This window comes from Streptomyces lanatus, assembly GCF_014655715.1.
In the GTDB taxonomy this organism is placed as follows: domain Bacteria; phylum Actinomycetota; class Actinomycetes; order Streptomycetales; family Streptomycetaceae; genus Streptomyces; species Streptomyces lanatus.
Map to the genome: position 1 here is coordinate 140,119 of NZ_BNBM01000014.1, position 12,154 is coordinate 152,272.

Consider the following 12,154-nt stretch of genomic DNA (forward strand, 5'->3'; position numbering starts at 1 on the left):
CAGAACCCCTCGGAAGGGCAGGTGGCGGCACAGTGGCCAGGACGACGGACGGAGACGGTACGCCCGTCCCGCAGCGGCTGCTCGCCGCCGCCACCCGGCTCTTCGCCGAGCAGGGCTACGACCGCACCTCGGTGCAGGAGATCGTCGAGGCGGCCGGCGTCACCAAGGGAGCGCTCTACCACTACTTCGGCTCCAAGGACGACCTGCTGCACGAGGTGTACGCGCGCGTGCTGCGCGTCCAGCAGGAGCGGCTCGACGCCTTCGCGGACGCCGACGAGCCGATCGAGAAGCGGCTGCGGGGCGCGGCGGCGGACGTCGTGGTGACGACCATCGAGAACCTCGACGACGCGATGATCTTCTTCCGCTCGATGCACCACCTGAGCCCGGAGAAGAACAAACAGGTGCGCGCCGAGCGCCGGCGCTACCACGAACGCTTCCGCGCGCTCATCGAGGAGGGCCAGGCCGCGGGCGTCTTCTCCACCGCGACCCCGGCCGACCTGGTGGTGGACTACCACTTCGGGTCGGTCCACCATCTGTCGACCTGGTACCGGCCGGACGGTCCGATGGGCGCGCAGGAGGTCGCGGACCATCTGGCGGACCTGCTGCTGCGGGCACTGCGTCCCTAAGTCGCGTATACGACGTCACATGTAAGGGGCGGCCGCAATAGCGGCCGCCCCTTACATACGTTGTGTTACAGGTACTTCTTCAACTCCCGCCGCGCCAGCGACCGCTGATGCACCTCGTCCGGCCCGTCCGCGATCATCAGCGTCCGCGCCCCGGCGTACAGCTCGGCCAGCGGGAAGTCCTGGCTGACACCCCCCGCGCCATGCAGCTGGATCGCCCGGTCGATGATGTCGACCACCGCGCGCGGGGTGGCGATCTTGATGGACTGGATCTCGGTGTGGGCGCCCTTGTTGCCGACGGTGTCCATCAGCCAGGCGGTCTTGAGGACCAGCAGGCGCAGCTGCTCGACCGTCACACGCGCGTCGGCGATCCAGTTGTGCACCACGCCCTGCTGGGCCAGCGCCTTGCCGAACGCCGTACGGGACACCGCCCGGCGGCACATCAGCTCGATGGCCCGCTCGGCCATGCCGATCAGCCGCATGCAGTGGTGGATCCGGCCGGGGCCGAGCCGGGCCTGGGCGATGGCGAAGCCGCCGCCCTCCTCGCCGATGAGGTTGGCCGCAGGCACACGCGCGTGGTCGAAGACCACCTCGGCGTGACCGCCGTGGTAGTGGTCCTCGTAGCCGAAGACCTGCATCGCGCGCTTGACCGTGACGCCCGGGGTGTCCCGGGGGACCAGGACCATGGACTGCTGGCGGCGGACGTCCTCGCCGTCCGGGTCCGTCTTGCCCATCACGATGAAGATCTTGCAGTCCGGGTTCATCGCCCCGGAGATGTACCACTTGCGGCCCGTGATGACGTAGTCGTCGCCGTCCCGCTCGATGTACGTGGTGATGTTGGTGGCGTCCGAGGAGGCCACCTCCGGCTCGGTCATCGCGAACGCGGAGCGGATCTCACCGGCCAGCAGCGGCTCCAGCCACTGCTTCCGCTGCCGCTCGTCGCCGAACTGGGACAGCACCTCCATGTTCCCGGTGTCCGGCGCCGCGCAGTTCAGCGCCGTCGGCGCCAGCTGCGGGCTGCGGCCGGTGATCTCGGCGAGCGGGGCGTACTGGAGGTTGGTGAGACCGGCGCCGTACTCGGCGTCCGGCAGGAAGAGGTTCCACAGGCCCTGCCTGCGGGCCTCCGCCTTGAGCTCCTCCACCACGGCCGGCGTGTCCCACGGGGACGCCAGCGCGGCCCGCTGCTCCTCCGCCACCGCCTCCGCCGGATAGACGTACTCGTCCATGAAGGCGAGCAGCTTGGCGCGCAGTTCCTCGGTGCGCGCGTCGAACGCGAAGTCCATGGCGGATCAGCCTTCCTGAAGGGTGGTGAGGCCGTGCTCGATGAAGACGGGGACCAGGTCACCGATGCGGTCGAAGCCGCGGCCGACCGTCTGGCCCAGCGTGTAGCGGTAGTGGATGCCCTCCAGAATCACGGCGAGCTTGAACCAGGCGAACGCCGTGTACCAGGAGACGGACGAGACATCGCGCCCCGAGCGAGCGGCGTAACGCTCGATCAGTTCGGCGGGCGACGGATGCCCGGGGGCCTCGGCGGTCGTGGAGACCGGGGAGTCCGCCATGCCCAGCGGCATGCTGTACATCACCAGCAGGCCCAGGTCGGTCAGCGGGTCGCCGAGCGTGGACATCTCCCAGTCGAGGATCGCCTTGATGCGGTCGTCGTCGCCGATGAGGACGTTGTCGAGACGGTAGTCGCCGTGCACGACCGTCGCGGTGGGGGAGACGGGCAGCCGCCGGCCGAGCGTCGCGTGCAGCTCGTCGATGCCGGCCAGCTCACGGTTGCGGGAGGCGTCCAACTGCTTGCCCCAGCGCCGCAGTTGCCGGTCCAGGAAGCCCTCGGGGCGCCCGAAGTCGGCGAGTCCCACCTCCGCCGGGTCCACCGCGTGCAGCTCCACGAGGGTGTCCACCAGCGACAGCACCGCGTCCCGCGTGCGCTCCGGGCCGAGCGGGGCCAGCTGGTCGGCGGTGCGGTACGGGGTGCCCTCGACGAACTCCATGACATAGAACGACGCCCCGAGCACCTCCTCGTCCTCGCACAGCAGCACCGGCCGCGGCACCGGCACATCCGTCGGGTACAGCGCGCTGATCACTCGGTGCTCGCGCTTCATGTCGTGCGCCGTGGCGAGGACATGGCCGAGCGGGGGACGCCGTACGACCCACTTCGAGGTGCCGTCGGAGACCGCGTAGGTGAGGTTCGACCGTCCGCCCTCGATCAGCCGGCCGGTCAGCGGACCGTGCGCCAGACCGGGCCGCTCGCGCTCGAGCAGGCCGTGCAGCCGGTCGAGGTCGAGACCTGGCGGATGGTCGGGGCTCATACATCGCTCCTAAAGGCAGATGAACGGGACCTGACTCATGATGCCGACCAGTCGGTATGTCGTCCAGTGGGGGAGCGGAACGTGATCAGGGCCACGATAGGCCGACAGCTCCCCGCGCGATGCGTCGGGGAGCTGTCGGGATGCTGTCAGGGGCGCCTTCTCGGCCGGTGCGCCAAGCCTGTCGGGCCTAATGGTCGTCCCAGTGGCCGGCGTGCGCCGCGTGCCGGTGACCGTCGTGGACGTAGTCGACATGGTCGCCGTGCAGAACACTCTCGTGCCCGCAGTCGGCGCCGTGCTGATGGGAGTGGCCCTCGTGTGCGACGTGCCCGTCCGCCTCGCACTCGTCCCAGTGGCCGGCGTGCTCGCGGTGCAGGTGCCCGTCGTGCGCGTAGTCGGTGTGGTCGCCGTGCGGCACCGCGGTGTGCCCGCAGGAGGCGCCGTGGGTGTGCGAGTGGGCGGGGTGTTCCGTGTGAAGGGTGGTCATGGTGCTCGCCTTCGGAGGAGCGGTGGTGGTTCGTGACGTCGCACAGGCTGCCACGCGAACGCCGCATATCGGGTTATTCGGCTTGCGTGGCGTCCTGGCGCCCCGGAGGGTCGAACCCATGAAGGGCATCAGCTACTCACGCTACGGCGGGCCCGAGACGCTCGCATACGGAGACGTCCGCGACCCACGGGTCGGCCCCGACTCCGTGCTGGTCAAGGTGCGGGCGGCGGCGGTCAACCCGGTCGACTGGAAGTGCCGCGAGGGGTACATGGACCGGATGCTCGAACCGGTCTTCCCGGTGGTACCGGGGTGGGACGTCTCCGGTGTCGTCGTCCAGGTGGGCGTCTCTGTGGCGGAGTTCGGCGTCGGTGACGAGGTCATCGGGTATGTGCGCGAGGACTTCCTGTCCCGGGGGACCTTCGCCGAGTACGTCGCCGCTCCCGTGCGCACGCTTGCGCGCAAGCCCCGCAATCTGACGTGGGAACAGGCGGCGGGGCTGCCGCTGGTGGGGCTGACCGCGTATCAGGTGCTCACCCGGGTGCTGCGGGTCGAGCGGGGTGAGACCGTGCTGGTGCATGCCGCGGCGGGCGGGGTCGGGTCGATCGCGGTCCAGCTCGCTCGTCATCTGGGGGCGCGGGTGATCGGTACGGCGAGTGAGCGGAACCACGACTTCGTGCGGGAGCTGGGCGGTGAGCCTGTCGAGTATGGGGACGGGCTGACCGAGCGGGTGCGTGGGCTGGCCCCCGACGGTGTGGACGCGGCCTTCGACACGGTCGGCGGGGACGCGTTGAAGGCCTCGGCCGAGTTGCTGGCCGTCGAAGGGCGGCTGGTGTCGATCGCCGATCCGGACGTCTTCGACTACGGCGGCCGCTACTACTTCGTCCGCCCCGACGCCGAGGACCTGCTGCGGCTGGCCGAGCTGGCGGAGGAGGGGGTGGTGACGGTGCATGTGTCGGAGACGTTTCCGCTGGAGCGGGCGGCGGACGCGCATCGGGTCAGCCAGGAGGGGCGTAGCCGGGGGAAGGTCGTGGTGAGGGTGGAGTGGGAGGGCGAGGGGGAGTAGAGGGCTGGTCCCCGGGGCTAGAACAGCAGGGCCGCCCCGCACATCGCCAGGGCCACGGTCAGCAGGATCGTCACCGTGGCCTGGCGGGGGGCCAGTGCCGCGGGCTCGGGGGAGGCGGCCAGGGCGCGGATGCGGCGGTGTGCGAGGGCCAGGAAGCCCAGCCACAGGACACAGCACAGGGCGCCTACCAGGGCCCCGGTCACCGAGATGCCGCCGTGCAGCGCGGTCTTGATGGCCAGCACCGCGGCCACGGTGCCGGAGAGCGTCGTACGGCGCCATGCCAGGCGGGTTCGCTCGGGCTGGAGCCCGGGGTCCCGTACGGGCTCCGCGGCGGCCGGGGTGCTCACCCCTCCCACCCCACCAGCACGACGAAGACCATGGCGAGGGCCACGACGGCGACCACGAGGCTCAGCACCGCCGGGAAACGCGACACCGGCAGGTCCTCGCCCCGGCGCATCGCCCGCTCGCAGCGCACCCAGTGATTGACCGCGCGCAGCGAGCACAGCACGCCCGCCGCGAGCAGTGCGAGCGCCAGGCCGACCCGCCAGCCCCAGCGCAGGTCCGGCAGGAACTGGTCGACCGCGAAGCCGCCGCCGATCAGGGCGAGGGCGGTGCGCAGCCAGGCCAGGAAGGTGCGCTCGTTGGCCAGCGAGAAGCGGTAGTCGGGGGTGCCGCCCTCCTGGCGGATCTCCTGGGGGGCGAACCACAGCCGGACGTTGCGCACGAACTCGCTCACATGCTCGACCCTATCCGGGGGCTCGGGCGAGGGCCGCGTCGGACCTGTCCGCCGGGGGGAGGGACGGGTCGTATCAGTGTGCGGCGCGCAGGGCCTTCAGCCGCTCGTACGCGGCCATGCCGTCCGGCACCCAGGTCCACTCCGGCAGGCGGCGCTCCAGCTCGGCGTCCGTCAGGAAGTCGTACCAGGCGACCTCCTCCGCCTGCGGGCTCACCGGCAGCTCGCAGCGCACCTCGTACACCGCCGACCACCAGGCGTGCCCGGCCCCGTCGTCGTGCAGGAACTTGAAGAGATATGTCGGCCGCGGCAGCCCGCTCACCCCGAGCTCCTCCTCGGCCTCGCGCAGGGCGGCGTCGTCGTACGACTCGCCCGCGCCGACCACCCCGCCGACGAACATGTCGTACTGGGAGGGAAACACCAGCTTGGTGGGTGTGCGGCGGTGGACGAAGAGTCGGCCCTGGGCGTCGCGCGCCTCGATGAAGACGCAGCGGTGGCGCAGGCGCCTGGCATAGGCCTCGCCGCGCGGGGACTGTCCGATGACCTGGTCGTTCTCGTCGACGATGTCGAGGATTTCGTCAGCAGAGCTCATGGGGCCATCCAAGCAGGGGCGGCCCGGACGCGGTCAGGGCGTCTGGAGGGCGGGCGTGCGCTTGGGGTGGATCGCCCCGGACGGCATCGCCGAGTGCGTGCCGAGGAGGATGATGCCGACCACGATCCCGGCGAGCCCGGCGGCCTCCCAGGCCAGCGCGCCCGCGTCGGTGCGCAGCCGGTCGCCGAGGAAGCCGACGCCGCAGAGGATTCCGGCCAGCGGCTGGGCGGCGGTCAGGGCGGGCAGGGACATCCGCAGGGACGCCGTCTCGAAGGCGCTCTGGACCAGGATCAGGCCCGTGAGGCCGAGGGCCACGACCGCGTACGGCTGCCAGCCGGTCAGCACCTCCATCATGCCGCCCTCGGCGAACCGCTCCCCGGTCACCCGCGTCAGGGCGTCCTGCACGCCGTAGAGGAGGCCCGCCGCCGTGGCCAGCAGGGCGGGGCCCGAGCTGAGGCGGGAGCGTTTGGCGTACGCCGTGAGCAGCAGGGCCGTTCCGATCATGACGCCGATGATCAGCCAGTGGCGGATGGGGTCGCTGGTGGCCGTGCCGCCGGTCGGCTGGCCGGCCATGATGAAGGCCGTCACACCGCCCGCGAGCAGGGCCAGGCCGGTCCAGCCCTGGCGGCCCAGGGACTGCTTGGTCTGGCGGCGGGAGAGCATCAGCGCGAACAGCAGGTTCGTCGCGAGCAAGGGCTCCACCAGGGAGATCTCGCCCTGGCCCAGCGCCATCGCCCCGAGTGCCATGCCGACCACCATCAGACCGATGCCGCCGAGCCAGCGCGGCACCTTCATCAGGTCCAGGAGGATCCGCGGCGAGAGGAAGTCGCTGAGCGGAGCCTTCTGGGCCGCGTTCTGCTGGAGGACGAAGCCGAAGCCCAGACAGCACGCGGCAGTCACGGCGAGTATCAGGATCTGGAGCGACACGCTGCGTACCTCGAATCCTGCCGGGCTGGACGGGGTGCGTAAGGGCCGACTGTAGCGGCCCCTGGCCCGGCGTGCGCGTTCCCCAATACTCCGGTGCGGATGACGTGGGCGCCATGACCTACGCCACACAGTCTCAATAAATCGAGCATTTCGGGCAATTTACATGGTCGGTGTGCACCACAACTGCCCCATCTGTAACAGGAGTTGACGCGTGTAACGGCTCTGCGGCCCTTGACTTGAACCCTTGGCGGGGGGTTTGCTGCGAGTGATCGCTCGATGACTGTCCACATTTTGCACACAACAGGTCCCGAAACGGTGTCCCCACCTCCGCCACCCCTCGGCCGTGGCCGCAAGCGCGCCGCCCATGCCTTCGACGCTGCCCTCGACGACGCCGAGCTCGCCGCCGCCCGCGCCGCCCTCGCCCAGGGCAGATGGCAGACGGCCCGCTCGCTGCTCGCCCGGACCGGCGACGACTGGGACCGCAGGGGGCACCGCGTCACCGTGCTCGCCGAGGAGCCGTACTGCGCCCCCTGGACCCGCGACTGGCTGCTCGCCGAACCCGACTCCGCCGACGCCGCCGTCCTGCTCGCCCACGCCCAGGTCCGGCGCGCCCTGCGCGGCAAGGAGAAACCGGTCCGCGCCCGCGAGTCCTGCCACACCGCCGCCGCGCTCGCGCCCGCCGACCCCACCCCCTGGCTCGCCCTTCTCATGCTGGAGAGCGCCCTCGGCGCCGAGCCCGAGGTGCGCCGCCTCTTCGCCGAGGTCCGCGCCCGGTACGCCGACCATCACCACGCCCACCATCTGATGGCGGCCCGGCTCGCCGAGCACCGGTCCGGGACCGGCGTCGACCCGCTGCACGAGGTCTACGACTTCGCCAACGCCGCCGCCGAGCGGGCCCCGGCCGACTCGCCGCTCGCCATCCTCCCGGTCGTCGCCCACGCCGAGCGCTACCGCGTCCTCGCGGCGTCCGGCCAGGAGCCGCGCGACGCGGCCGCCTCCGGCCACTGGAGCGGCCGCCGGGCCCGGCAGGTGATGCGGGCCGCCTTCGACTGGTGGCTGGAGTGGGAGCACGAAGGCCATCCGCGCCGGCTGATCGACCTGAACTTCCTCGCCCACGCCAAGGTCTGCGAGGGCCGGGGCGCCGAGGCCGCCGCCCTCTTCCACCGCATCGGCGAACACGCCACCCCCTCACCGTGGTCCTACCCCGACCTCGATCCGTACGCCACGTTCCGCGCGGCCCGCGACACGGCGCTGGGCACGGCGTGACGTTCCTGAAGAGCACACCCCAGTGATGAGCACCCCCAGTGAAGAGCACCTCCCACCCCGCCGAGCACTTCCGACCCGAGAAGGACGGTCCCCGATGACGACCGGCAGTTCCAGCGCAAGCAGAGCGGCCACCGCGGACGGTGGCGGCATCAGCACGTTCAAGGGGCAGGACCGCGCCCTGCGCGCCGACCGGCTCGGCACCACGGGGCTGCTGCTCTCCGTGCTCGCGGCCACCGCCCCTCTCATGGTCGTCGCGGGTGTCATGCCCACGACCTTCGGGGTGATGGGGATCCTCGGCCAGCCCCTGCTCTTCGTGATCCTCGGCCTCGTCCTCGCCCTGTTCAGCGTCGGGTACGCCGAGATGAGCCGGCACGTCCACAACGCCGGCGCCTTCTACGCCTATATCTCCCGAGGGCTCGGCGGCACGGCCGGCGCCGGTGCCGCGATGGTCGCGCTCGTCGCCTACAACTCCCTCCAGGTCGGCATCTACGGCATCTTCGGCTTCGAGGTCTCCGGGCTGTTCGCCACCTACCTCGACATGGAGGTCGCCTGGTGGATACCGGCCCTCCTCGCCGTCCTGCTGGTCGGCGCGCTCGGCTGGCTGAAGATCGACCTCAACGCGCGTGTGCTGGGCGTCCTGCTGATCATCGAGGTCGCCCTCGTGGTCATCTTCGACGTCGCCGCGATCGCCGACCCGGGCAAGGAGGGCCTGTCGCTGCACGCCTTCAACCCCGACACCCTCACCGGCGCGGGCATCGGCACAGCGCTCTGCTTCTGCGTCGCCGCCTTCCTCGGCTTCGAGCAGGCCCCCGTCTACGCCGAGGAGACCAGCCGCCCGCACGTCCTCGTGCCCCGCGTGATGTACCTGGCCATCGGCGGCATCGCGGTCTTCTACACGATCAGCTGCTGGGCGTACACCGTCGCCGCCGGGCCCTCGGCGATCGTCGGCACCGCCGAGAAGCAGAGCGCCGGGCTGCTGTTCTTCCTCACCACCGACCTGCTGGGCGAGACCTTCACCGACGTCCTGCACGTGCTGTTCGTGACCGGCATGTTCGCGGCGATGCTCAGCTTCCACAACGTCGTCGCGCGCTACGCGTTCGCCATGGGCCGCGAGGGACTGCTGCCGTCCGCCTTCGGCCGCACCAGCGGCGCGAGCGGCGCCCCCGGCACGGGCTCCCTGCTGCAGACCGGGATCTCGCTCGTGGTCGTCGCCGCCTTCGCGTTCGCCGACGACAAGCCGACCGGCGACCCCACCGCACCGGTCCTGCATCTGTTCACCTGGATGGGCAGCCTCGGCGCGCTGGGCGTCACCGCGCTGATGGCGGCCGCCTCGGTCTCGGTGATCGTGTTCTTCCTGCGGCGGGGTGCCGCCGCGGCCCAGTTCTGGCGGCTGGCCGCCTCCGCGCTCTCGGTCGTCGCGCTGCTCTTCATCGTCGTCTACACCGTCAAGGACTTCGACGTCCTGATCGGCGCGGGCCCCGGCTCCTCCCTGAGCTGGGCGCTGCCCGCCGTCATCGCCCTGGCCCTGGTCGTCGGCGTGGTCCAGGGGCTGCTGCTGCGCTCCCGCGCCCCCGAGCGGCACGCCCGCATCGGGCTCGGCAACGAGGCGTTCCAGCTGGAGAAGGCGGCGGCTGACACGCCGTAGCGTGAGAAGTGGTTACGGAAATCTGACGGGCATCCGCGTTCCCTGGCCCGGACGGGGGACGCGGGTGTTCGATGAATGGGTGAACGACGAACAGCCCGAAGAGCCGCGGGGTAAACCGATCGGCCGCCGAGTGCTGCTCGGCACCCTCGGCCTGGGCGCCCTCGGCGTGGTCACCGCGCCCACCCTCCAGCGCGGCCTGGAGTCCTTCCTCGCCGGCGCCTCCGACAAGGACCCCACCGGCCTGACCGGTCTGCTGCCCAACGGCGGCGGCTTCCGCTACTACTCGGTGACCTCGTCCGTACCGCGCAAGAACGCCACCACCTACCGCCTCACCGTCGACGGCATGGTCGACCGCCCCGGCAGCTACACCCTGGCCGATCTGCGCGCCCTGCCGCAGACCCGGATGGTGCGCGACGTCCAGTGCGTCACCGGCTGGCGCGTCCCCGGCACACCCTTCGAGGGCGTACGGCTCTCGCGGCTCCTGGACGCCGCGGGTGTGCGCGAGGGGGCCGGTGCCGTCCGCTTCACCTGCTTCGACGGCGCCTACAGCGAGAGCCTCACCCTCGACCAGGCCCGCCGCTCGGACGTCCTGGTCGCCCTGCGCATGCAGGACAAGGACCTCGGCCATGCCCACGGCGGCCCCGTCCGCCTCTATGTCGCCCCCATGTACTTCTACAAGTCCGCCAAGTGGCTCTCCGGCATCACCGTCACCAAGGACGTGAAGCCGGGCTACTGGGAGGAACGGGGCTACGACGTAGACGCCTGGGTCGGCCGCTCGAACGGACGCGACGATGCACCTACGACTTGACGCGCCCGCCCGGTCCACCGAGGTCCGGCGCTTCGGCCAGGCCACCCGCTGGGTGCACCGTACGACGGCCGGGCTGATGGGCGTGTGCGTGGTGACGGCGGCCTTTCTCTACATCCCGCAGTTCGCCGAACTCGTCGGCCGCCGTGAGCTGGTGGTCCGTATCCACGAGTGGGCCGGCCTCGCCCTGCCGGTGCCCGTGCTGGCCGGCCTCGCCTCCCGGCTGTTCCGGGCCGACCTGGGCTTCCTCAACCGCTTCGGCCCGCACGACAGGGTCTGGCTCCGGGCTGCCGTACGGCGTGACAAGCGGCGTTCCTCGCGGCCTGCGGGGAAGTTCAACGCCGGGCAGAAGATCTACGCCGCCTGGATCGCGGGCGCGACGCTGGTGATGCTGGGCACCGGCCTCATCATGTGGTTCACACATCTCACGCCCCTGCAGTGGCGCACCAGCGCGACCTTCGTGCACGACTGGCTGGCGCTCACGATCGGCATCGTCCTCGCCGGCCACATCGGCATGGCGCTAGGGGATCCGGAGGCCCGCCGGGGCATGCGCACCGGGACGGTGAGCCAGGACTGGGCCGAGCGGGAGCACAAGCTCTGGCGGCCCTGAGGCGCTCAGCGGTGTCGCCGGAACAGCCGGTGTACCGGTGTCCGGGTCCGGCACCACGTCGGAGGCCGCGACCTCGAAGGCATCCGGCAGCCGGACCTCGGTTCCCCCGTACCGCACGGTCACCGCCACGGGGCCGGGCTCCAGCACCGGTACGACGACGGACAGCGACGCGCGGTCGCCCGTCCCCAACTGCAACACGGGAACCGGCAGTCCGCCGACGCTCACGATCCCGTCCCGCAGCAACTCGGCAGGGTCGAAGTACTCGTCCGCCAGCTCGATCCCGATCACCTCACCGGGCTTCGCCGTACCGTCGCCGCCCGTGTCCACCCCGGCGATCCGATAGCCGCAGGCGGGCGTGCCGCCCGACGTGGGCTTCAGCCGCACCGTGCCTTCGGGGTGGCGCCGATGGAAGTCGAGCAGCCCGCCCAGTACGGCGTACGCGGCCCGTCCCTTGCAGGAGCCGGCGCCGTCCGCCAGGGCGGCATGGTCACGGGCCGCCTGCTCCCAGTCGCCGCCCTCGCCCTGCACGGCCAGACACGCGGTGGCCAGACCGCGCAGCAGCGCCCGGTCGGCGTCCGCTGTGAGCCCGGGGACCACGGCCAGAGCGGCCCGGCACTCGCCGGGATCGCGCAACAGGTCGTACACGCTCGCCGCGTCGTCCGTGCCGTCGGCGTTCGGTGAATCGGGGCCGGGCGGGAGCCAGTCGGGAACTTCGAGGAGTTGGCGGGTCACGGAAGGGCTGGGGGAGGGGCTCGCGGGCGCGCTCGTCTCGGCGCCGCCCTCGGACGCGCTCGGTGTGCCCGTGGACGCGGGCGCCCCGACGTGCCCTTCCGGCCGTGGCCGTACCAGAGGGGAGAAGCTGCTCGGCAGGCCCGACGAGGGGAAGGCGCGGGGGCCGGTCGTGGGGGCGGCGGTCACGGTCGTGTCCCCGCCACCCCTGCCGTCCGCCCGACCACGCACGTCACCGGTGAAGGCCGCGGCGGCCACCGCCACCGCCCCCACGAAGAGCAGCCCCGAGATACGCATCCCGAGGGAAACCGCCATGACGCCCCCCGAAGTTCACGCCCCCGACGGCTGAGACAGCCTCCGGGAGT

At 71.6% G+C, this 12,154-nt stretch carries 14 protein-coding genes; 6 read left to right on the forward strand and 8 right to left on the reverse strand.

Annotated elements, in window-relative coordinates:
* Positions 1-32: 32 nt before the first annotated feature.
* Entirely contained in the window at positions 33-626 is a 594-nt protein-coding gene (locus IE325_RS31280; protein ID WP_190073478.1) for a TetR/AcrR family transcriptional regulator, read from the forward strand.
* Between the two features lie 65 nt (positions 627-691).
* Here IE325_RS31280 and IE325_RS31285 read toward each other — a convergent pair whose 3' ends face one another.
* The 3 genes from IE325_RS31285 to IE325_RS31295 all read right to left on the reverse strand — a co-directional run bounded on the left by IE325_RS31285 (position 692) and on the right by IE325_RS31295 (position 3,419).
* On the reverse strand, positions 692-1,906 hold the full coding sequence (locus tag IE325_RS31285) for an acyl-CoA dehydrogenase (RefSeq protein WP_190073479.1): 1,215 nt from the start codon (positions 1,904-1,906) through the stop codon (positions 692-694).
* Positions 1,907-1,912: 6 nt separating this feature from the next.
* Positions 1,913-2,935 carry a phosphotransferase family protein gene (locus tag IE325_RS31290; RefSeq protein WP_190073480.1) on the reverse strand — a complete coding sequence of 341 codons (1,023 nt, stop codon included), beginning with the start codon at positions 2,933-2,935 and terminating at the stop codon, positions 1,913-1,915.
* 187 nt (positions 2,936-3,122) lie between these two features.
* Complete coding sequence (locus IE325_RS31295; protein WP_190073481.1) at positions 3,123-3,419, reverse strand: hypothetical protein; 297 nt, start codon at positions 3,417-3,419, stop codon at positions 3,123-3,125.
* A 118-nt stretch (positions 3,420-3,537) separates the two neighbouring features.
* Here IE325_RS31295 and IE325_RS31300 point away from each other — a divergent pair, with 118 nt between their 5' ends.
* Positions 3,538-4,482: an NADP-dependent oxidoreductase gene (locus tag IE325_RS31300; RefSeq protein ID WP_190073482.1), complete on the forward strand. Its 945-nt coding sequence runs from the start codon at positions 3,538-3,540 to the stop codon at positions 4,480-4,482.
* Positions 4,483-4,499: 17 nt separating this feature from the next.
* Here IE325_RS31300 and IE325_RS31305 read toward each other — a convergent pair whose 3' ends face one another.
* From IE325_RS31305 to IE325_RS31320, 4 genes are all read right to left on the reverse strand, one after another.
* Positions 4,500-4,829 carry a DUF202 domain-containing protein gene (locus tag IE325_RS31305; protein WP_190073483.1) on the reverse strand — a complete coding sequence of 110 codons (330 nt, stop codon included), beginning with the start codon at positions 4,827-4,829 and terminating at the stop codon, positions 4,500-4,502.
* Positions 4,826-5,218, reverse strand: coding sequence for a YidH family protein (locus IE325_RS31310; RefSeq protein ID WP_190073484.1), 393 nt, complete (start codon positions 5,216-5,218; stop codon positions 4,826-4,828). Before IE325_RS31310 ends, IE325_RS31305 begins: the two co-directional genes overlap by 4 nt.
* Before the next feature lie 73 nt (positions 5,219-5,291).
* Positions 5,292-5,807 carry an NUDIX hydrolase gene (locus IE325_RS31315; RefSeq protein WP_190073485.1) on the reverse strand — a complete coding sequence of 172 codons (516 nt, stop codon included), beginning with the start codon at positions 5,805-5,807 and terminating at the stop codon, positions 5,292-5,294.
* 33 nt (positions 5,808-5,840) lie between these two features.
* Positions 5,841-6,734 carry a DMT family transporter gene (locus IE325_RS31320; protein WP_190073486.1) on the reverse strand — a complete coding sequence of 298 codons (894 nt, stop codon included), beginning with the start codon at positions 6,732-6,734 and terminating at the stop codon, positions 5,841-5,843.
* 315 nt (positions 6,735-7,049) lie between these two features.
* Between IE325_RS31320 and IE325_RS31325 the strand changes: the two genes are divergently transcribed.
* The 4 genes from IE325_RS31325 (at position 7,050) to IE325_RS31340 (ending at position 11,060) form a co-directional block, all read left to right on the forward strand.
* Positions 7,050-8,000, forward strand: coding sequence for a hypothetical protein (locus IE325_RS31325; RefSeq protein ID WP_190073487.1), 951 nt, complete (start codon positions 7,050-7,052; stop codon positions 7,998-8,000).
* 94 nt (positions 8,001-8,094) lie between these two features.
* A complete protein-coding gene (locus IE325_RS31330; protein WP_190073488.1) occupies positions 8,095-9,645 on the forward strand; it encodes an APC family permease in 1,551 nt (516 codons plus the stop codon).
* 79 nt (positions 9,646-9,724) lie between these two features.
* Entirely contained in the window at positions 9,725-10,453 is a 729-nt protein-coding gene (locus IE325_RS31335) for a molybdopterin-dependent oxidoreductase (RefSeq protein WP_190073489.1), read from the forward strand.
* Positions 10,437-11,060 (forward strand): cytochrome b/b6 domain-containing protein, encoded by a 624-nt coding sequence (locus IE325_RS31340; RefSeq protein ID WP_190073490.1) that lies wholly within the window; start codon positions 10,437-10,439, stop codon positions 11,058-11,060. The genes IE325_RS31335 and IE325_RS31340 overlap by 17 nt, the downstream gene beginning before the upstream one ends.
* Here IE325_RS31340 and IE325_RS31345 read toward each other — a convergent pair.
* Positions 10,971-12,104: a hypothetical protein gene (locus IE325_RS31345; RefSeq protein WP_190073491.1), complete on the reverse strand. Its 1,134-nt coding sequence runs from the start codon at positions 12,102-12,104 to the stop codon at positions 10,971-10,973. The two genes, IE325_RS31340 and IE325_RS31345, sit on opposite strands and share 90 nt — an antisense overlap.
* Between the last annotated feature and the right edge of the window lie 50 nt (positions 12,105-12,154).